Source organism: Streptomyces sp. NBC_00341, assembly GCF_041435055.1.
Lineage (GTDB): Bacteria > Actinomycetota > Actinomycetes > Streptomycetales > Streptomycetaceae > Streptomyces.
In genome coordinates, this window is the sequence record NZ_CP108002.1 from 2157955 (window position 1) to 2178563 (window position 20609).

General features: G+C 71.2%; 19 protein-coding genes, 1 pseudogene and 1 riboswitch. Of the genes and pseudogenes, 10 read left to right on the forward strand and 10 right to left on the reverse strand.

The window, feature by feature from the left end; translation table 11 throughout:
* Positions 1 to 39: 39 nt before the first annotated feature.
* The 5 genes from OG892_RS09590 to OG892_RS09610 all read right to left on the reverse strand — a co-directional run bounded on the left by OG892_RS09590 (position 40) and on the right by OG892_RS09610 (position 4500).
* Positions 40 to 1014 (reverse strand): hypothetical protein, encoded by a 975-nt coding sequence (locus OG892_RS09590; protein ID WP_371628913.1) that lies wholly within the window; start codon positions 1012 to 1014, stop codon positions 40 to 42.
* A 50-nt stretch (positions 1015 to 1064) separates the two neighbouring features.
* Entirely contained in the window at positions 1065 to 1982 is a 918-nt protein-coding gene (metF, locus tag OG892_RS09595; protein ID WP_371628914.1) for a methylenetetrahydrofolate reductase [NAD(P)H], read from the reverse strand.
* 137 nt (positions 1983 to 2119) lie between these two features.
* Positions 2120 to 2773 (reverse strand): thiamine phosphate synthase, encoded by a 654-nt coding sequence (thiE, locus tag OG892_RS09600; protein WP_363222915.1) that lies wholly within the window; start codon positions 2771 to 2773, stop codon positions 2120 to 2122.
* Positions 2774 to 2868: 95 nt separating this feature from the next.
* Positions 2869 to 3234 (reverse strand): Rv2175c family DNA-binding protein, encoded by a 366-nt coding sequence (locus tag OG892_RS09605; protein WP_073735550.1) that lies wholly within the window; start codon positions 3232 to 3234, stop codon positions 2869 to 2871.
* 84 nt (positions 3235 to 3318) lie between these two features.
* A complete protein-coding gene (locus OG892_RS09610; RefSeq protein ID WP_371631604.1) occupies positions 3319 to 4500 on the reverse strand; it encodes an NAD(P)/FAD-dependent oxidoreductase in 1182 nt (393 codons plus the stop codon).
* Between the two features lie 193 nt (positions 4501 to 4693).
* Positions 4694 to 4806: riboswitch (TPP riboswitch) on the forward strand.
* Between OG892_RS09610 and thiO the strand changes: the two genes are divergently transcribed.
* The 6 genes and pseudogenes from thiO to OG892_RS09640 all read left to right on the forward strand — a co-directional run.
* A complete protein-coding gene (thiO, locus tag OG892_RS09615) occupies positions 4804 to 5982 on the forward strand; it encodes a glycine oxidase ThiO (protein WP_073735653.1) in 1179 nt (392 codons plus the stop codon). (Overlaps the previous riboswitch by 3 nt.)
* A complete protein-coding gene (thiS, locus tag OG892_RS09620) occupies positions 5979 to 6212 on the forward strand; it encodes a sulfur carrier protein ThiS (RefSeq protein WP_073735552.1) in 234 nt (77 codons plus the stop codon). The genes thiO and thiS overlap by 4 nt, the downstream gene beginning before the upstream one ends.
* Positions 6213 to 6214: 2 nt before the next feature.
* Entirely contained in the window at positions 6215 to 7009 is a 795-nt protein-coding gene (locus tag OG892_RS09625) for a thiazole synthase (RefSeq protein WP_073735553.1), read from the forward strand.
* Between the two features lie 123 nt (positions 7010 to 7132).
* Positions 7133 to 9052, forward strand: coding sequence for a Stk1 family PASTA domain-containing Ser/Thr kinase (gene pknB, locus OG892_RS09630; RefSeq protein WP_371628915.1), 1920 nt, complete (start codon positions 7133 to 7135; stop codon positions 9050 to 9052).
* 6 nt (positions 9053 to 9058) lie between these two features.
* Entirely contained in the window at positions 9059 to 9916 is an 858-nt protein-coding gene (locus tag OG892_RS09635) for a deoxyribonuclease IV (RefSeq protein WP_328867356.1), read from the forward strand.
* A 155-nt stretch (positions 9917 to 10071) separates the two neighbouring features.
* Positions 10072 to 10197: pseudogene (locus tag OG892_RS09640) on the forward strand (DUF4396 domain-containing protein); the annotation flags it as partial.
* Between the two features lie 15 nt (positions 10198 to 10212).
* Here the strand turns inward: OG892_RS09640 and OG892_RS09645 are convergent.
* Positions 10213 to 10845, reverse strand: coding sequence for a sulfite oxidase-like oxidoreductase (locus tag OG892_RS09645; RefSeq protein WP_073735556.1), 633 nt, complete (start codon positions 10843 to 10845; stop codon positions 10213 to 10215).
* A gap of 154 nt (positions 10846 to 10999) precedes the next feature.
* Here OG892_RS09645 and bfr point away from each other — a divergent pair, with 154 nt between their 5' ends.
* Positions 11000 to 11479 (forward strand): bacterioferritin, encoded by a 480-nt coding sequence (gene bfr / locus OG892_RS09650; RefSeq protein ID WP_073735557.1) that lies wholly within the window; start codon positions 11000 to 11002, stop codon positions 11477 to 11479.
* A 6-nt stretch (positions 11480 to 11485) separates the two neighbouring features.
* On the opposite strand, the gene OG892_RS09655 is transcribed toward bfr, so the two are convergent.
* Complete coding sequence (locus OG892_RS09655; RefSeq protein WP_073735558.1) at positions 11486 to 11752, reverse strand: bacterioferritin-associated ferredoxin; 267 nt, start codon at positions 11750 to 11752, stop codon at positions 11486 to 11488.
* 171 nt (positions 11753 to 11923) lie between these two features.
* A complete protein-coding gene (locus tag OG892_RS09660; protein ID WP_371631605.1) occupies positions 11924 to 13270 on the reverse strand; it encodes a class II 3-deoxy-7-phosphoheptulonate synthase in 1347 nt (448 codons plus the stop codon).
* A gap of 165 nt (positions 13271 to 13435) precedes the next feature.
* On the opposite strand from OG892_RS09660, the gene OG892_RS09665 reads away from it, so the two are divergent.
* From OG892_RS09665 to OG892_RS09675, 3 genes are all read left to right on the forward strand, one after another.
* Entirely contained in the window at positions 13436 to 16267 is a 2832-nt protein-coding gene (locus tag OG892_RS09665) for an N-acetylmuramoyl-L-alanine amidase (RefSeq protein WP_371628916.1), read from the forward strand.
* Between the two features lie 90 nt (positions 16268 to 16357).
* Positions 16358 to 16414 (forward strand): trp operon leader peptide, encoded by a 57-nt coding sequence (locus OG892_RS09670; protein WP_073735655.1) that lies wholly within the window; start codon positions 16358 to 16360, stop codon positions 16412 to 16414.
* Positions 16415 to 16511: 97 nt separating this feature from the next.
* Positions 16512 to 18416 (forward strand): anthranilate synthase family protein, encoded by a 1905-nt coding sequence (locus OG892_RS09675; protein ID WP_371628917.1) that lies wholly within the window; start codon positions 16512 to 16514, stop codon positions 18414 to 18416.
* A gap of 10 nt (positions 18417 to 18426) precedes the next feature.
* Here the strand turns inward: OG892_RS09675 and OG892_RS09680 are convergent, their stop codons facing one another.
* Complete coding sequence (locus OG892_RS09680; protein WP_371628918.1) at positions 18427 to 19431, reverse strand: 2-hydroxyacid dehydrogenase; 1005 nt, start codon at positions 19429 to 19431, stop codon at positions 18427 to 18429.
* A 121-nt stretch (positions 19432 to 19552) separates the two neighbouring features.
* Complete coding sequence (locus OG892_RS09685; protein ID WP_327336488.1) at positions 19553 to 20581, reverse strand: 6-phosphofructokinase; 1029 nt, start codon at positions 20579 to 20581, stop codon at positions 19553 to 19555.
* Positions 20582 to 20609: the final 28 nt, after the last annotated feature.

Sequence of the window (20609 nt, forward strand, 5' to 3'; positions counted from 1 at the left end):
GAGCGGCGCCGGGCGCGTCCGGGTGACCGGCTCCCGGGCTCAGTAGCGGTACTGGTCGTTGTGGCCGGTGTCGTAGCCGTTCGGGTACGGGGCCGGCTGGGGGGCGGGCTGCTCCGGGGGCATCGGGGCGTAGTGCTCGCCCTCGCGCTGCTGCGGCACCCAGACCCCGCCGGGAGGCGTCTCGGGGGCGTACTGCTCGGACGGGGCGTACGGGTCGGTGTACTGCGGCCGGCCGCCGTTGCTGTCGTGGTTCCCGTAGCTGTCGTACGTGCCGTACTGCGGGGCGCCCGCGGTCGTGCCGGTGCCGATGTACGGGTCGGAGTACGCGGCGTACTGCTGCTCGGAGGTGCCGTAGTCGTACTGCCCGGCTCCCGCGTAGCCGTCCTGGCCCGCGTAGGTCTCCTGGCCGGGGTAGCCGCCCTGGCCGCCGTAGGGGTCCTGGCCGCCGTAGGCGTCCTGGCCCTGCGCCGGGTACGCGGAGTAGTCGGTGTAGGGGTCGTAGCCGGCGTACTGCGGCTGGCCCTGGGGCTGCTCGGGGCCCTGGTGCTGCTGTTCCTGCTGGGGCCGGGAGTCGGCGTAGACGCCGTACTGGCCGGTGTCGTCCGGCAGGGGCTCCGGCTCGTAGACCGCCGCCGGGTTCTGCGGGGCGTGGGACGGCTCCGGCGGCGTGGGGCCGGGCTCGTACTCCGTCTCCAGGTCCGACACCTGCAGCCGGGGTTCGCGGTCGGTGTTCCCACGGCGGCGGCGGCTCTCGCCGGGGCTGCCGCCTATGGCCCAGCCGGTCGAGAAACCGCGCCGGAACGAGAGCGTGACGTACGTCTGGCCCGTCGCGAAGGCGATCGCGCCGATCACGATGACGGGCACGGACGGCATCAGGACACCGATGACCACACCGACGAAGCCGGTGAAGGCGAGCAGACGCCAGCGGAGCCGCGCCTTGTACTGGAGCAGCACCTCTCCGAGCAGCCACAGCGCAACGATGCCGAACGCGATGTAGAGGACCGTCCAGCCCATGCCCGCCCCCTTCTACGGCCACCGCCGGGGGTCTCGGCGGGTACGGCCGGTCACGACTGCTTGTGCAGTCCGAGATTCTCGTAGATTTCGAGCGTCGCCGTCGAGTTGTTCAGCGTGATGAAGTGCAGCCCGGGGACACCCTCGGAGAGCAGCTTCGCGCAGAACCGCGTTGCGAAGTCGATGCCAATGGAGCGTACAGCGGCGGGATCGTCCTTGACGGCGAGGATGCGTTCTTTCAGGGACGCCGGCAGCGTCGCGTTGCTGAGCTGGGCGAGTCTTTCCAGTTGGCGGACGCTCGTGAGGGGCATCACCTCAGGAATGACGGGGGTGTCGCAACCCGCAGCGACCACCCGGTCACGCATCCGCAGATAATCCTCGGGGTCGAAGAACATCTGCGTGATCGCATAGTCCGCACCGGCGCGGCACTTGTCCACGAAATGCCGGATGTCGGTGTCCCAGTCCTCGGAGCGCGGGTGCATCGCGGGAAATGCCGCGACGCCGACGCAGAAGTCCCCGGACTCCTTGATCAGCCGGACGAGATCCGCCGCGTACCGCACGCCCTGCGGGTGCTCGACCCACGGGCCCATCGGATCGCCGGGCGGGTCACCGCGCACGGCGAGGATGTTCCGGATCCCGGCGTCCGCGTACTGGCCGATCATGTTGCGCAGTTCGGCGATGGAGTGGTTGACCGCCGTGAGGTGCGCGACCGGGGTGAGGGTGGATTCGGCGGCGATGTCCTGGGTCGCCTTCACCGTCCCAGCCCGGGTGGACCCACCGGCTCCGTACGTCACCGAGACGAAGCTCGGCCCCACCGCCTCGATCCGGCGCAGCGCGTTCCAGAGGTTCCGTTCACCCTTCTCGGTCTTGGGCGCCCAGAACTCGAACGAGTGCAGGGTCTTGCCGGTCGCGAGCATCTCGCGCACGGTGCGCGCGCGATCCGTCCTGGTGGAGGGTGTACCGAAGGCCATAACGGCAGGTTAACCAGGGCGCGACGGCCACCCAACCGAACTGGGGAGATTTACCCGAATTGACCGGTTCTTGTCCACGCTTCGGACACCGATGTCCCAAACACGTCCCCCAGGAAGGCCCCGGCGGGCCCGCCGGATCACACGTCGGCGCGCGCCCGGATCCTCTTGGCCAGCTCCGCGGCGGCGGCGGCCGGATCCGTCGCCTCGGTGAGGGCCCGTACGACGACGACGCGGCGCGCTCCGGCGTCGAGCACCTCGTCGAGGTTGCCGGCGTCGATCCCGCCGATGGCGAACCAGGGGCGGGCCGGGGCGAGCGAGGCGGCGTAGCGGACGAGGTCCAGACCGGGTGCGTGGCGGCCGGGCTTGGTCGGGGTGGGCCAGCAGGGGCCGGTGCAGAAGTAGTCCACGCCGGGCTCGGCGACGGCGGCGTCGACCTCGGCCTCCGCGTGCGTGGAGCGGCCGATGACGACGTCCTGGCCGATGATCGCGCGGGCGGCGGGCACCGGCAGGTCGCCCTGGCCCAGGTGCAGCACGTCGGAGCCGATGGCGTGGGCCACGTCGGCCCGGTCGTTGACCGCGAGGAGCTTGCCGTGCCGCCTGCACGCGTCGGCGAGGACCGCGAGGTGTTCGAGCTCCTCGGCCGCCTCCATCCCCTTGTCGCGGAGCTGGACGATGTCCACTCCGCCGGAGAGCACCGCGTCGAGGAACTCGGGGAGGTCTCCCTGGCGCCCGCGGGCGTCCGTGCACAGGTAGAGCCGGGCGTCGGACAGCGGTGCGCGAGGCGTGGACATGGCTGGATTCCCCCGGGAGAGCGATGGCGTCGGTCAGGCGGTGCGGAGGGATGCGGACCGCGCGGCGCGGTCCGCATCCCCGGTACGGCGGAAGGTCAGACGGCGAGCGCCTGGGCGCGGCGCTTCACCTCCGTGCCGCGATTCTCACTCAGCGCCTGCGCGGGCGTGCCCGGCAGGCTCGGGTCGGGGGTGAAGAGCCATTCCAGCATCTCCTCGTCGGAGTAGCCGTCATCCCTCAGGAGCGTCAGGGTCCCGGAAAGGCCCTTGACCACCTTGTCGCCGTCGATGAAGGCGGCAGGCACCTGGAGTGCGCGGTTCTCACCACGTCGTACGGCGATGAGCTGGCCATCCTTGACCAGCTGCCGTACACGCGTCACCTGAATATCGAACATTTCTGCGATATCGGGCAGGTGGAGCCAGGCAGGGACGAGAGCATCGATCTTTGCGTCAATCTCGGTCACGGGACAAGCCTGCCATCCCGGACTGACAGCCGAAACCCGGACTCCGCCCTTCAGGGCCCCGCGCACCCCGTCGGCGGCGCGCGGCTACTGGCGTACGGCCGACTTCAGCGGCACCGAGGCGTCACCGGCAAGGCCCTCGTCGAGCGGTTTGCCCGCCTCGATGAGCTTGCGTCCCTGGATCAGGTCGCGCGGCCGGCCGACGGAGAGCACCGCGGCCAGCACGCCGTCCCGCAGCCAGCACACCGACCAGGCGGGACCGGCCGGATCGCCGCGCCACAGCAGGGTGTCCGCGCCCTCGTGGTGGCCCGCGTACTGCACGAACCTGCCGAACTGCTCGGACCAGAAGTAGGGCACGGGGTCGTAGGCGGGCGGCTCCGCACCGTCCGGCGACGCCCCGACGATGTGGGCGGCCGCGGTCCGCGGCCCCTGGAGGGCGTTGTCCCAGTGGTGGACCAGCAGCCGCGCCCCGTAGCGCGCGGAGGGGAACGAGGCGCAGTCGCCCACGGCGTACACGTCGGGCAGCGAGGTGCGCAGCGCCGCGTCGGCGGTCACGGAGCCGTCGGGCCCGAGCGCGACGCCGGAGCCGGCCAGCCAGCCGGTGGCGGGCCGTGCGCCGATCCCGACGACGACGGCGTCGGCCGGCAGGCTGCGGCCGTCCGCCAGGAGCACCCGGCCCGGCTCGACCCCGGCCACCCGCGCCCCGGTCAGCAGCGTGGCGCCGCTCTCCGCGTACCAGGCGGCCATCGGGGCGGCGACCTCGGTGGGCAGGGCGCCCGCGAGGGGGTGTTCCGCGGCCTCGACGACGGTGACCTCGCAGCCCGCCGAGCGGGCCGCGGTGGCGAACTCGGCGCCGATCCAGCCCGCGCCGACGACCACGACGGTGTGCCGTGCGTCCAGGACGGGCCGCAGCCGCGCCGCGTCGTCCAGGGTGCGCAGCAGATGGACGCCCTGCACCCCCTCGGAGCCGGGCAGCACAACGGGTTCGGCTCCGGTGGCGATGACCAGGACGTCGTAGGGGACGGGCCCCTTCGAGGTGTCCAGTTCGTGGTCCGCGGCGCGCAGTCCCGTGACCTCGCGGCCCAGCCGCAACTCGATGCCGAGTGTCTCGAAGTCGATGTCGAAGGCGGATTCCTCGGCCTTGCCCAGCAGCACCGCCTTGGACAGCGGTGGACGGTCGTAGGGCTGATGGGGTTCGGCGCCGATGAGGGTGAGGGCGCCGGCGAAGCCCTGTTCCCGCAGGGCCACCGCCGTCTGCACACCCGCCATGCCCGCGCCGACGACGACCACCCGCCGCCCGGCCCGCTCCGACTGCCGCTCCGGCCGCTCTGCCCGCTGCTGCTCGTTCACCCGACCACCTTAATCAACTGACGGTCCGTCAGGAAAGGGGTTCCTCACCGTCCTCGTACCGCCGGCCTCCTGCTTTACCCGTCCGGAGGGGCTGGGTCTAGGGTGGCCCACGTAAAAGACTCGCGGGAGCCCGGACGTACCGGGCTGAGAGGGAGGCTGGGCGGCCTCCGACCGTACGAACCTGATCCGGGTCATGCCGGCGAAGGGAGGGGCTGGATGCCCATGCCTGTCCACCGCACGAGCGGGTCCGAGGTCCTCGTCATCGGGGGCGGCATCATCGGCCTGGTCACCGCCTGGCGGGCCGCGCAGCGCGGTCTGGCCATCGCGGTCGTCGATCCCGACCCGGGCGGCGGGGCCGCCCGGGTCGCGGCCGGAATGCTGGCCGCCGTCACCGAGCTGCACTACGGCGAGGAAATGCTGCTGGGGCTCAACCTCGCCTCCGCCGCGCGCTATCCGGCGTTCGCGGCCGAGCTGGAGGCGGCGAGCGGGCAGGACATCGGCTTCCGCGCCTGCGGCACCCTGGCCGTCGCGCTGGACACCGACGACCGCGCCCACCTGCGGGAGCTGCACGAGCTGCAGCGCCGCTCCGGGCTGGAGTCGCAGTGGCTCACCGGCCGGGAGTGCCGGCGCCTGGAACCGATGCTCGCGCCGGGCGTGCGCGGCGGACTGCGGGTCGACGGCGACCACCAGGTCGACCCGCGCCGGCTGTCCGCCGCGCTGCTGACGGCGTGCGAGCGGGCCGGGGTCGTCTTCCACCGGCAGCGGGCCGAGCGGCTCTCCGTGGTGCGCGACCGGGCCACCGGGGCGGTACTGGCCGACGGTTCGGAGCTGTCGGCCGACCAGGTCGTGCTCGCCGCCGGCAGCCTCAGCGGCCGGCTCGCGGGGGTGCCGGAGCACATCCGGCCGCCCGTCCGCCCGGTCAAGGGCCAGGTGCTGCGGCTGACCGTACCCCCCGCGTACGCCCCCTTCCTCAGCCGCACCGTGCGGGCCGTGGTCCGGGGCAGCCACCTCTACCTCGTGCCGCGCGAGAACGGCGAGCTGGTGGTCGGCGCCACCAGCGAGGAGATGGGCTGGGACACCACCGTCACGGCGGGCGGGGTGTACGAGCTGCTGCGCGACGCCCACGAGCTGGTGCCCGGCATCACCGAGCTGCCGCTCACCGAGACCCGCGCCGGTCTGCGCCCCGCCTCCCCCGACAACGCGCCGCTGCTCGGCCGCACCGCGCTGCCCGGCCTCCACCTCGCCACCGGCCACCACCGCAACGGGGTGCTCCTCACCCCGGTCACCGGTGACGCCATGGCCCAGCTGCTGGCCGACGGCGAGCTGCCCGAGGTGGCCCGCCCCTTCTCCCCCGGCCGCTTCCCGGCCGCCGCCCCCGTACGACAGGAGCAGCCCGCATGACCGCGCCCACTCCCGCCTCCGTGCCCGTCCTCTCCGTGTCCGTGAACGGCGAGGCCGTCACCGTCGCCGCGGGCACCACCCTGGACTCCCTCGTCGCGACCCTGACCGAAGCGCCCTCCGGGGTCGCGGCGGCGCTGAACGAGACCGTCGTGCCGCGCGGCCAGTGGTCCGCCGCGGCGCTCTCGGACGGCGACCGGGTCGAGGTCCTGACCGCGGTTCAGGGAGGCTGACCGTGTCCGACGACCTCTTCACCCTCGGGGACACCGTCTTCGGCTCCCGGCTGATCATGGGGACGGGCGGGGCGCCCAGCCTCGATGTGCTGGAGCGCGCGCTGACCGCCTCCGGCACCGAGCTGACCACCGTCGCGATGCGCCGCCTCGACCCGACCGTGCGGGGCTCCGTGCTCTCCGTCCTGGAGAAGCTCTCCATCCGGGTGCTGCCGAACACGGCGGGCTGCTTCACCGCGGGCGAGGCCGTGCTCACCGCCCGGCTGGCCCGCGAGGCACTCGGCACCGACTGGGTCAAGCTGGAGGTGGTGGCCGACGAGCGCACCCTGCTGCCCGACCCGGTCGAGCTGCTGGACGCCGCGGAGATCCTGGTGGACGACGGGTTCACCGTGCTGCCCTACACCAACGACGACCCGGTGCTCGCCCGGAAACTGGAGGACGTGGGGTGCGCGGCGGTCATGCCGCTCGGCTCCCCCATCGGTTCGGGCCTGGGCATCCGCAATCCGCACAACTTCCAGCTGATCACCGAGCGGGCCGGGGTCCCGGTGATCCTGGACGCGGGCGCCGGGACGGCCTCGGACGCGGCGTTCGCCATGGAGCTGGGGTGCGCGGCTGTGATGCTCGCCTCGGCGGTGACCCGGGCCCAGGAGCCCGAGCTGATGGCCGCCGCGATGCGGCACGCGGTGGAGGGCGGGCGCCTCGCGTACCGGGCGGGCCGGATCCCGCGCCGCCACTTCGCCGAGGCATCGTCGCCGGTGGCGGGGCGTGCGGCGCTGGATCCGGAGCGCCCGGCGTTCTGACCCTCGGCGGACCGGAGCGTTCCGGCGGTGAATCGCGTGTCCCTGTCACGGCTCGGCTGCAGTACGGCTCCGGGATCGCCCCGGGCAGTCGGTGGTGTCCGTGGCGGCTCGTAGACTCGCTGCGTGGATACGACCCTCCAGGACCCTCTCGTCGGGCAGCTGCTCGACGGCCGCTACCGCGTCGATGCCCGCATCGCCGTGGGCGGCATGGCCACGGTCTACCGGGCCATGGACACCCGCCTCGACCGGGTGCTCGCCCTCAAGGTGATGCACCCGGCGCTCGCGACCGACGCCTCGTTCGTCGAGCGCTTCATCCGCGAGGCCAAGTCGGTGGCGGGGCTCGCCCACCCCAACGTGGTCGGGGTCTTCGACCAGGGGGCCCAGGAGCAGTACGTCTACCTGGCCATGGAGTACGTCGCGGGCTGCACGCTGCGCGATGTGCTGCGCGAACGCGGCGCGCTGCAGCCGCGGGCCGCACTGGACATCCTGGAGCCGGTGCTCGCCGCGCTCGGCGCCGCGCACCGGGCCGGGTTCGTACACCGGGACATGAAGCCGGAGAACGTGCTCATAGGCGACGACGGCAGGGTCAAGGTCGCGGACTTCGGCCTGGTACGGGCCGTGGGCACGGTGACCAACACCACCGGGTCGATCCTGGGCACCGTCTCCTATCTCGCCCCCGAGCAGATCGAGCACGGCACCGCGGACACCCGCGCCGATGTGTACGCGTGCGGCGTGGTGCTGTACGAAATGCTCACCGGCGCCAAGCCGCACACCGGGGAGTCCCCCGCCCAGGTCATCTACCAGCATCTGAACGAGGACGTCCCGGCCCCCTCCGCCCTCGCCCCCGGGCTCGCGCCCGAGCTCGACAGGCTGGTCGCGAGCGCCACCGCGCGTGACCCCGAGGTGCGGCCGTTCGACGCGGTGGCGCTGCTCGCCGAGTCCCGCGATGCCCGCGCCGGCCTCACCGAGGCCCAGCTGGACGCCGTACCGCCGCAGGCCCTGGCAGAGGTGCGCGACGCCGCGGAGGACCGCACGAGCGTGATCCCGCGGGTGCTGCCGCCCGGTCAGGGCACCGCCCACCACACCAGCCGGCTGGAGATGCCCCCGCCGCTGCCGCCGGAGCGGCCCGCCCGCCGGGCCGGATTCCTCGGCGGACCCCGGCGCGGCATCGTCGCCGCGGTCGTCGCGGTGCTGCTGGTCCTGGGCATCGGCGGCGGCGTCTGGTACATCAACTCCGGACAGTTCACCCACGTCCCCCGGGTGCTCGGCCAGAGCGAGAAGGCGGCCAAGGGGCGGCTGTCGGACGCCGGTCTGGAGCTGAAGGGCGTCGAGCGCGCCTACAGCGACACCGTCGAGCGCGGCAAGGTGATCGACAGCGACCCGAAGTCGGCCGCCCGGATCCGGGGCAACGGCTCGGTGAAGCTCGTCGTCTCGCGGGGGCCCGAGATCGTGAAGGTGCCCGATGTCGGGGGCGTCGCGCTGGCCGAGGCCAAGCGGCAGCTGACGAAGGCGGGCCTGGTGCCCGGCATGACCACCAAGGAGTTCAGCGAGGACGCGGCGGCCGGTGAGGTGGTGCGCACGGACCCCGAGGCGGGCGCCGAGCGCCACCCGGACACCGCGGTCGCGCTCGTGGTCTCCAAGGGCAGCCCGGTCGACGTCCCCGACGTCACCGGCCTCTCCGTCGAGGACGCCACCGACGCGCTGGACGAGGAGGGGCTGAAGGCCAAGGTGCTGCCGGACCGGGTGAACAGCCCCGAGGACGCGGGCGACGTCGCCGAGCAGTCACCGGCCGAGGGCCGGGAGGCCGCGGAGGGCGACACCGTAACGCTGACCGTCTCCAAGGGCCCGCGGATGATCGACGTGCCGGACGTCACTGGCAAGGACAAGGACGACGCCCGGAGCGAGCTGGAGGACGCGGGCTTCGAGGTCAAGGTCGACACCCCGTTCCTCTCCTTTAGCGACACGATAGCGAGCCAGTCCGTCGAGGGCGGCGATCAGGCGCCGGAGGGCAGCACCATCACCATCAAGACCAAGGGGCTCTAGATCCGTATGCGCAACCCTGTCGGCGGTCACATCCCGGTGGCCGGCGGCCTCGCCAAGGTCGGACTGCCCTACGCCCGGGAGATGGGCGCGGAGGCCGTCCAGGTCTTCGTCGCCAATCCGCGCGGCTGGGCGACGCCCGCGGGGAATCCGGCGCAGGACGAGCGGTTCCGGGCCGAGTGCGCCGCCGCGTCCATGCCCGCGTACGTGCACGCCCCCTACCTGATCAACTTCGGCTCGCACACCGCGGCGACCGTGGAGAAGTCCGTGGACTCGCTGCGCCACTCCCTGCGCCGTGCCCGCGAGATCGGCGCCCTGGGCGTCGTGGTGCACACCGGCTCTGCGACCAACGGCAGGCCGCGCGAGGAGGCGCTGGCCCAGGTACGCACACACCTGCGCCCGCTGCTGGACGAGCTGACGCACGACGACGACCCGTTCCTGCTGCTGGAGTCGACCGCGGGCCAGGGCTTCTCGCTCTGCTCGCGGACCTGGGACTTCGGCCCGTACTTCGAAGCGCTCGACGCCCATCCGAAGCTCGGCGTCTGCCTCGACACCTGCCACATCTTCGCGGCGGGACACGATCTGGCCGGCCCCGGCGGGATGAAGGAGACGCTGGACCTGCTGGTGGAGACGGTGGGCGCGGGCCGACTGAAGCTGATCCACGCCAATGACTCCAAGGACGTGGCCGGTGCCCACAAGGACCGGCACGAGAACATCGGCGCCGGTCACATCGGTGAGGAGCCGTTCCGGGAGCTGTTCTCCCATCCGGCGACCGAGGGCGTGCCGCTGATCATCGAGACCCCGGGCGGCAAGGAGGGCCACGCGGCGGACGTGGCCCGACTGAAGGGACTGCGCGACCCGGCCTGACCCGATCCCGTCTCCACCCGACGGAATACCCCCAGGGGGTATCTGGTTCCTGTAGTCGACAGGAACCACAATCCGGCATTGGGGGATCGACATGCAGGACCACACGGGGCACACGGAGCACGCACAGCACACGGGGCACGTCGGATGGGCGCGCGAACGCGCTGTTCTGGGGGACGCTCGCGCTCTCACTGGCCGTCGCCTTCGTCGTCACCACACCGGTCAACAAGTGGATGATCGGGCACGGCAAGGGGCACGCCGTGGTGCACCGGTACCACCACTGAGGCGGCCCGGGGAGGTCAGAGCTCGGGGCCGTCCCCGGGCTCCTCCTGGTAGGAGTAGCGCTGCTCCTTCCACGGATCGCCGACGTTGTGATAGCCGCGCTCCTCCCAGAAGCCGCGGCGGTCGGCGGTCATGTACTCGATGCCCCGGACCCACTTGGGGCCCTTCCAGGCGTAGAGCTGCGGAACCACGAGCCGGAGCGGGAAACCGTGCTCCGCGGTGAGCAGTTCGCCGTCCTTGTGGGTGGCGAACAGGGCCCGCTCCGCCGTGAAGTCGTCGATCCTGAGGTTCGAGCTGAATCCGTATTCGGCCCAGACCATCACATGGGTGACATGGGGCGCGGGCGGTGCGAGTGCGACGACATCGCGGACGAGCACCCCGCCCCACTCGGCGCCGAGCATGCTGAATTTCGTCACGCAGTGCAGATCCGCGACGACCGAGGAGAACGGCAGTTCCGAGAATTCCTGATGGTTCCAGCAGTGCTTGTCGCCATCGGCGGTGGCCCCGAAAACGCGGAATTCCCAGCGCTCGGGTTTGAACTTCGGCACCGGTCCGTAATGGGTGACCGGCCAGCCGCGCTGAAGTCGCTGCCCCGGCGGAAGCTCGGACTGTTCTGCTGCGCGGTTTTCCCGGCTTTCCGGCTGACCCATGACTCCATGGTGACAGACAGGCAGGGGTGGTCATGACCAGCGCAGAGACGATTCGGGCATGCCTTACTAAGCATGTACTTACTGGACGGCCACCGGGTGCGATGCGAAGATGCGGCCAACTTGCCCAGTTCACCGGTTGGAAGGAGCCTCTGCGATGCAGGGCGACCCCGAGGTCCTTGAGTTCCTGAACGAGCAGCTGACCGCCGAATTGACTGCCATCAATCAGTATTTCCTGCACGCGAAGATGCAGGACAACTTCGGCTGGACGAAGCTCGCGAAGTACACCCGCTCCGAGTCGTTCGACGAGATGAAGCACGCCGAGATCCTGACCGACCGGATTCTGTTCCTCGACGGACTGCCGAACTACCAGCGGCTCTTCCACGTCCGGGTGGGCCAGACGGTGACCGAGATGTTCCAGGCGGACCGCCAGGTCGAGGTGGAGGCGATCGACCGCCTCAAGCGGGGCATCGAGCTGATGCGCGCCAAGGGCGACATCACGTCCGCGAACATCTTCGAGTCGATCCTGGCCGACGAGGAGCACCACATCGACTATCTCGACACCCAGCTGGAACTGGTCGAGAAGCTCGGCGAGCCGCTCTACATCGCGCAGCTGATCGAGCAGCCGGAGAGCTGACCCGGCTCAGGCTGCTTCGGGGAACCCGGCCGCCGGTGCGGGAGCGGTGCCCGCGTCGAGACGCTCGACGTTTCCGGCGGGCTGCTTCTGGTCGACCAGCTCACGGCGCGGACAGGCGCCGCGGCCGAGCATCGCCTGGATGGTGCGCACACAGCCGCCGCAGTCGGTACCCGCCTTGCAGGCGGAGGCTATCTGGCGGGGCGTGCAGGCGCCGGCTTCCGCATGCTTCTTGACCTGCTGCTCCGTAACGCCGAAGCACGAGCAGACGTACATGCGGTTTCACCTCCCGGCGGGACGAGGTCGTGGCGGCCGCCCCGATAATCGGTGAGGCTAACCTAACCTTACCCGCCACTCAAGGGCGGTAAAAGCCCCGGAACGCCCTGTGGGGCACGGATCACATCGATCCGTGCCCCACAGTCGCGCGTGTGCTACCTGCCGTGATGCCTACTGATCCCGGTACATCTCGGCGACCAGGAACGCGAGGTCCAGCGACTGGCTGCGGTTGAGCCGCGGGTCGCAGGCCGTCTCGTAACGCTGGTGCAGATCGTCCACGAAGATCTCGTGGCCGCCGCCGACGCACTCGGTGACGTCGTCGCCGGTGAGCTCGACGTGGATGCCGCCCGGGTGGGCGCCCAGGCCCTTGTGCACCTCGAAGAAGCCCTTGACCTCGTCCAGGACGTCGTCGAAGCGGCGGGTCTTGTGACCGGAGGCGGCCTCGAAGGTGTTGCCGTGCATCGGGTCGGTGACCCAGGCGACGGTGGCACCGGAGGCGGTGACCTTCTCGACCAGCTGGGGCAGCTTGTCGCGGACCTTGTCGGCGCCCATCCGGACGATGAAGGTCAGCCGGCCGGGCTCGCGCTCGGGGTCGAGGCGGTCGATGTAGCCGAGCGCCTCGTCGACGGTGGTCGTCGGTCCGAGCTTGATGCCGATGGGGTTGCGGATCTTCGAGGCGAACTCGATGTGCGCGCCGTCCATCTGGCGGGTGCGCTCACCGATCCACACCATGTGGCCCGAGGTGTCGTACAGCTCGCCGGTGCGCGAGTCGATGCGGGTCAGCGCCGACTCGTAGTCCAGCAGCAGGCCCTCGTGCGAGGCGTAGAACTCGACGGCCTTGAACTCGGCCGGGTCCGTGCCGCACGCCTTCATGAAGTTCAGCGCGTTGTCGATCTCGCGGGCCAGGGCCTCGTAACGCTGCCCGGACGGGGACGACTTCACGAAGTCCTGGTTCCAGGCGTGCACCTGGCGCAGGTCGGCGTAACCGCCGGTGGTGAAGGCGCGCACGAGGTTCAGCGTGGAGGCGGACGCGTGGTACATCTGCTTCAGCCGGTCCGGGTCCGGAACGCGCTCGGCCTCGGTGAAGGCGAAGCCGTTGACGGAGTCGCCGCGGTAGGTCGGCAGGGTCACGCCGTCGCGGGTCTCGGTCGACTTGGAACGGGGCTTGGAGTACTGGCCGGCGATCCGGCCCACCTTGACGACGGGCACGGAGGCCGCGTAGGTGAGGACGGCGCTCATCTGGAGCAGCGTCTTCAGCTTGGCGCGGATGTGCTCGGCCGACACGGCGTCGAAGGCCTCGGCGCAGTCACCGCCCTGGAGCAGGAACGCCTCGCCCTTGGCGACGGCTCCCATGCGGGCACGCAGCTGGTCGCACTCGCCCGCGAAGACGAGCGGCGGATACGACGCGAGGTCCGCGAGTACATCGCGCAGCGCCTCGGAGTCGGGGTACTCGGGCTGCTGCGCCGCGGGAAGGTCTTGCCAGGTGTTGCCACCGGCGACGGAGGTATTGGCGTTCACGGTCACGGGTCCCACATTACGGGGTCGTGTCGAGTGCTTTTTCTGGTGCTCAGTGACTGAGACGGCCGAGGTGGCGCGCCAGTGACCGGGGACACAGCCGGGTGCTGCTAGCGTCTCGACTTCGGATTTGACGGATTCGACTGTTTTGGCAACAGGGGTGGGGATTTGAAGCGAAACCATCGCAAAGATCTCGGGAAGGGGCGCCTGCTCTACGGGGTGGGGGCAGCGGTCGTGGCGACCGCCACGATCACGACCGTCGCCATGGCGTCCCAGGGCACCGTGCCCGGCGACGGCAAGCCGGTCGCGGCGTCGGCCGCCTCGCTGCAGACCCGCTTCGCGGACGCGGCGCGCGAGTTCGGCGTCCCGCAGAACGTGCTGATGGCGGTCTCGTACCGCCAGACGCTGTGGGAGAGCCACGACGGCGAGCCGAGCACCAGCGGCGCGTACAACGTGATGGGGCTCACCCGGGTCACCGAGGACGACATCGAGCAGCCGACGGACGCGGAGCGGCTCGCGCACCTCAACCTGAGCGGCGACCCGGCCGTGACGAAGCACTTCGACGCCGGTCGCGCGCTGCGCACCCTGCCGAAGCGGGTGGACACCGGCGCGGCCGGGCTGCACACGCTGGACGAGGCCGCGAAGCTCATCGGCAGGCCGGCCGGCTCGGTGCGGGAGGACTCCGCGCAGTCCGTCCGCGCCGGCGCGGCGCTGCTCGCGAAGTACCAGCGCGAGGCCACCGGCTCGCTGCCCGAGGACGCCGGCCGGCGGTACCCGGCCGTCGCGCGCTACAGCCAGGCACCGGACACCAAGGGCGCCACGCTGTTCGCGAACCGGGTCTTCGAGTCGGTCAGGAGCGGCGAGAGCCGTCTGACGGCGGACGGCCAGCGGCTGTCGCTGCCCGCGGACCCGTCGGTGAGCCCGGTCAGGCCCGCCAGGATGCGGCTCGCCGCGACGGACGCGAGCACCACCGCCGCCCCCGCGCCGGAGTGCCCCTCCGGGCTGAACTGCGACTTCGAGCCCGCCGCGTACAAGCAGAACAGCTCCACCCCGGACGACTTCGGCAACTACAACGCCGCCGACCGGCCGGCGAGCGGCGAGGACATCCGCTACATCGTCGTCCACGACACGGAGGGCGGTTACGCGGGTTCGCTGGCGACCTTCCAGAACCCGGCGTCCTACGCGAGCGCGCACTATCTGATCCGGGCCAAGGACGGACTGGTCACCCAGCTGGTCAAAACCAAGGACGAGGCCTGGCACGCGGCCAACAAGACCGTGAACATGCACTCGATCGGGATCGAGCACGAGGGCTACGCGATCAAGTCGGGCAGCTGGTACACCGAGCCGCAGTACGAGTCGTCCGCCACGCTCGTGAAGTACCTCGCCGACAGGTTCGGCATCCCGCTCGACCGTGAGCACATCATCGGCCACGACGAGGTGCCGGGCGTCCTGGACGCCAATGTCGCGAGCCAGCACTGGGACCCGGGCCCCTTCTGGGACTGGAACCACTACATGTCGCTGATCGGCGCCCCGACCGGCGCCGGTGGCGCGGGCGGGCCGGTCAGGGCCGGCGAGGTCGTCAGGGTGGTGCCGCCGTTCACCACGGCGAACCAGCCGACGCTGACGTACGGCGGCGCCACGGTGGCCAGGCAGCCGGCGAACTTCGGCTACCTCTACACCTCGGCCGCCACCACGTCGGCGATGATCACCGACCCGTACATGCCGAACGTGAAGGCCACCGACGGCCCGAACTGGGGCAACAAGGTCGTCGCGGGCGGCACGTACGTCGTCGCGGAGGCCAAGGGCGACTGGACGGCCATCTGGCACGGCGGCCGGAAGGCCTGGTTCCAGAATCCGGGCGGCCAGTTCACCGAGGCCGTCTCCAGGACCGCCCGGCCGGTGCTGAAGCCCAGGGCGGGCGCGAGCTCCATCCCGGTGTACGGGCGCGCCTACCCGGAGGACGCCGCTTACACGGGCACCGGCGTCCCGGTGCAGGAGAAGAACGGCGCGTCGCTGTCGAAGTACACCGTCCCGGCCGGCCAGGCCTACCCCCAGGCCGGTCCGGCGCAGGCCGGTGACTACTGGTTCGCGGGTACGTTCGCCGGCACGGCCGACAACGACCGCACCCTGGTGAAGGGCAGCACGAACCTCTTCTACCCGATCCGGTACAACCACCGCATCGGCTGGGTGAGGGCGAGCGACGTCCAGCAGGCGAGCAGCACGGTCCCGGATGCCGGAACGGACCGTTACAACATGATCGGCCGGGACAGTGCGGGCGACGTCTGGCAGTACCAGGGCACCGGCAGCGCCGCGTCCCCGTACTACAAGCGCTACCGGATGGGCTACGGCTGGCAGAACTACACCGCCGTCACCGCCATGACGGCGATGCGCGCCGACGGTACGGGCGACATCGCGGCCCGCGACAAGGACGGCGTGCTCTGGTACTACCGGGGCAGCGGCAACCCGGACAAGCCGTACCGGGCGCGGCTGAAGGTGGGCAGCGGCTGGAACCAGTACAACGGCATCTGGGGCATGCGCGATCTGGACGGCGACGGCAAGGCGGACCTGATCGCCCGCGACGCCTCCGGGGTGATCCATCTCTACAAGGGCACGGGCGACCCGGCGAAGCCCTTCGCCCCCAAGGCGAAGATCGGCACCGGCTGGCAGATCTACGACGCCGTCGTCTCCACCGGCGATCTGAACCGGGACGGCAGGGCCGACTTCGTGGCGCGGGACAAGGCCGGGGTGCTCTGGATCTACACCGGTACCGGCAGCGCCGCCGCACCGTACGCCAAGCGGGTGCGGGTGGGTTCCGGCTGGGGCTCGTACAAGCTGATGCTGGGTCCGAGCGACCTGAACCGGGACGGCGTCGGGGACCTGGTCGGCGTGAACGGCTCGGGGGAGCTCCGGTACTTCAGGGGCACCGGCAGCGCGGACAGGCCCTTCTCCGCCGGGGCCGGGATCGGCACCGGCTGGCAGATCTACAACTCCCTGTTCTGAAACGCTCTGTTCCGGGACCGGCCGGAGGCCCGTTCCCCCCATCGGGTGGAGCGGGCCTCCTCGCGCCCGATCGTGGGTTATGGTTCAGCCATGTTCGCGCACTCGACCCGTAATTGGTGGTGGACCGCTCATCCGGCGGCCCACTGACTGCGCGTACACAGAACGCAGAGGCCGCCCGAGGGGCGGCCTTTTTCCGTTTTCACGGGCCGTTCCTCCCAGCTGAACCCACTGGAAGGAACCCGGCATGACGCCGCACATGACCCCGCACCCGGCACCGCACACGCTCGTCCAGCGACTCCTCGGTGCCGACTGCCCACCGTTCGCCCTGCTCCGCAGGCGTACCCCCGGCCATGACCACGACACCGTCGAGGTGCTGATCGGTGAGGTGCGGGAGGTGGACCGGCTGGCGGACCTCCCGGTCGGTGAGCGGCCCTCGCTCGCCCTGGTCCCGTTCCGGCAGATCGCCGAGCGCGGCTTCGACGTGCGGGACGACGGGACGCCGCTGTCCGTACTGGTCGCGGACGAGACGTACACACTGCCGCTCGACGAGACGCTGGAGCTGCTCCCCACGCACGAGGTGCGGGTCGGTAACGGTGCCTTCGACGTTCCGGACGAGGAGTACGCGGGGACCGTCCGGCGGGTCATCGAGGACGAGATCGGCCGGGGCGAGGGCGCGAACTTCGTCATCCGGCGGACCTTCCGGGGCGAGATCGCCGGTTTCGGGCGGTCGGACGCGCTGGCGCTGTTCCGGCGGCTGCTGGCGGGCGAGCGGGGCGCGTACTGGACGTTCGTCGTGCACACCGGGGCCAGGACGCTGGTCGGTGCCAGCCCGGAGGTGCACGTGCGGATGTCGGGCGGGACGGTCGTGATGAATCCGATCAGCGGCACCTACCGCTACCCCGCGGAAGGGCCGACCGCCGAGAACCTGCTCAAGTTCCTCGGCGACCGCAAGGAGACGGAGGAGCTCTCCATGGTGGTCGACGAGGAACTCAAGATGATGTGCACCGTCGGTGACATGGGCGGGGTGGTGATCGGCCCCCGGCTCAAGGAGATGGCCCATCTCGCCCACACCGAGTACGAGTTGCGCGGACGCTCCTCGCTGGATGTGCGCGAGGTGCTGAAGGAGACCATGTTCGCGGCGACGGTCACCGGCTCCCCCGTGCAGAACGCCTGCCGGGTCATCGAGCGGTACGAGTCCGGCGGGCGCGGCTACTACGCGGGCGCGCTGGCGCTCCTGCGGCAGGGCCCTGACGGGGCGCAGACACTGGACTCACCGATCCTGATCCGGACCGCCGACATCTCGCCCGACGGTGAGCTGCGGGTTCCGGTGGGCGCGACGCTGGTGCGTCACTCGGACCCGGAGAGCGAGGTGGCGGAGACCCACGCCAAGGCGGCCGGCGTGCTGACGGCGCTGGGGGTGCGGCCGGGGCGCCCGCGCGCGGAGGAGGCCCGGCCGCTGCTGGCCGCCGACCCCCGGGTGCGGGCGGCGCTGGACGCCAGGCGGGACGGGCTCGCGCCGTTCTGGCTGCGGATGCAGGAGCGCACCGACGAGCTGTCCGGCCATGCGCTGGTCATCGACGGCGAGGACACGTTCACCGCGATGCTGGGGCATCTGCTGCGCGCCTCCGGGCTCGACGTGTCGGTGCGCCGCTACGACGAGCCGGGGCTGCGCGAGGCCGTACGGGCGCACGAGGGGCCCGTGGTGCTGGGCCCCGGGCCGGGGAATCCGGGCGATCAGGACGATCCGAAGATGCGGCTGCTGCGGGCGCTCGCGGCGGAGCTGGTCCGGGACCACCGGCACGGGCTGCTGGGGGTGTGCCTGGGCCATGAGCTGATCGCGGCGGAGCTGGGTCTCGACATCGTCCGCAAGGCGGTGCCGTACCAGGGTGCGCAGACCCGGATCGAGCTGTTCGGCCGCCCGGAGACCGTCGGCTTCTACAACAGCTTCACCGCGCGCTGCGACGAGGCCTCGGTCACCGAACTGGCGGCGCACGGCATCGAGGCGAGCGTGGACGGGGCGACCGGGGAGCTGCACGCGCTGCGCGGGGACGGCTTCGCCTCGGTGCAGTTCCATCCGGAGTCGGTGCTGACGCTGCGCGGCGCGGCGATCGTGGGCGAGCTGCTGGCGGGGCTGCCGGTGCGCGGCTGAGGAGGCGGGGTCAGGGGGCGGGGGCCGCCGGGACCAGGACGTTCTCGCTGCTGCGGCGGGCCAGGTAGTCGTCGATGTTGCGGACGGTGGCCTCGATGATCTGGCTCACCGCGTCCTGCGTGTAGTACGCCTGGTGCGAGGTGACGATGACGTTGGGGAAGGTGACGAGCCGGGCGAGCGTGTCGTCGTCGACGCCCTCCAGGGACTTGTCGAGGAAGAAGAGCCCGGCCTCTGCCTCGTACACGTCGAGTCCGACGCCGAGGAACCGGCCGGCCCGCAACTCCCCGACCAGGGCCGTGGTGTCGACGAGTCCGCCCCGGCTGGAGTTGATCAGGATCGCGTCGTCCTTCATCCGGGCCAGGGCCTGCCTGTCGATGATGTGGTGCGTCGAGGGGAGCAGCGGTACGTGCAGGCTGATCAGGTCGGACTCGGCCAGGAGCTGCTCCTTCTCCACGTAGCGCATGCCCAGCTCGACGCAGGCCGGGTTCTCCACGACGTCCCAGCCCAGCAGATTCATGCCGAAGCCATGGGCGATCCGGGTGAAGGCCTCACCGATCTTGCCGGTGCCGATGATGCCCGCCGTGCGGCCGTGCATGTCGCGGCCGAGGAGCCCGTCGAGGCGGAAGTCGAAGTCGCGGGTGCGGCTCGCGGCCCGGATGACGCGGCGGTTGACCGCCATGGCGAGGGTCCAGGCGAACTCGGCGACGGAGTACGGGGAGTAGTAGGAGACCCGGGCCACGCGCATGGCGAGGCGCTCGGCGACGTCCAGGTCGATGTTGTTGAAGCCGGTGGAGCGCTGGGCGATCATCTGGGTGCCGCCGGCCGCGAGGGTCTGCAGGACGCCGCTGCCCAGGTCGGCGTTGACGCTGGTGGAGATGGCCTCGTAACCGGCCGCGATGGGTGCGGTGTCCCGGTTCAGGAAGACGTCCAGGCAGCGGACCTCGTGCTTCCCGGCGAAGGCTTTCTCGATCAGCGGCTTCTCGTCGGACTGCACACCGAAGGCCAGGATTTCCACGACGTCTCCCGTGACTGATGCGGGCGGGGTGCCGGGTCCGGGCCCGCACCGGGGTGCGGGTCCGGATCCGGTCCGGTCATCGAGAATATATGGCCGGGGCGCCCGGCACGCCGCCCGGCCCTCAGCCGAAGAAGACCTCCGCCTCCGCGTAGAGCGCCGGGTCGACCGTCTTGAGCCGGGCGGTCGCCTCCGCGATCGGCACCCGCACGATGTCCGTGCCGTTCAGGGCGACCATCTTCCCGAAGTCGCCGTCGTGCACGGCGTCGATGGCGTGCAGGCCGAACCGGGTGGCCAGCCAGCGGTCGAAGGCGCTGGGGGTGCCGCCGCGCTGGATGTGGCCGAGGACGGTGGTCCTGGCCTCCTTGCCGGTGCGGCGCTCGATCTCCTTGGCCAGCCATTCACCGACCCCGGAGAGCCGGACGTGGCCGAAGGAGTCCTGCGAGCCGTCCTTGAGGACCATCTCGCCCTGCGCGGGCACGGCCCCCTCCGCGACCACCACGATCGGGGCGTAGCTCGCCCGGAACCGGGAGGTCACCCAGGCGCAGACCTGGCCGACGTCGAAGCGCCGTTCCGGGATGAGGATGACGTTGGCGCCGCCGGCCAGTCCCGAGTGGAGCGCGATCCAGCCGGCGTGGCGGCCCATCACCTCGACGACGAGGACGCGCATATGGGACTCGGCCGTGGTGTGCAGCCGGTCGATGGCCTCGGTGGCGATGTTGACGGCGGTGTCGAAACCGAAGGTGTAGTCGGTGGCGGACAGGTCGTTGTCGATGGTCTTGGGTACGCCGACGCAGTGGATGCCGTACTCCTCGGAAAGGGTCGCGGCCACGCCGAGGGTGTCCTCGCCGCCGATCGTGACGAGTGCGTCGACCTCGTGCCTGTCGAGGTTGTCGCGGATGCGGCGGACGCCGTGATCCGCCTTGAGGGGGTTGGTGCGCGAGGAGCCGAGGATGGTGCCGCCGCGCGGCAGGATGCCGCGCACCGCCGGGATGGAGAGCGGGACGGTCACCCCCTCCAGGGGGCCCCGCCAGCCGTCCCGGAACCCGATGAAGTCGTAGTCGTACTCCTGCACGCCTTTGCGGACGACGGCACGGATGACCGCGTTGAGCCCGGGGCAGTCGCCGCCCCCGGTCAGTACTCCGACCCGCATGGAAGCATCCCTTCGCCGAAGTGAGCCC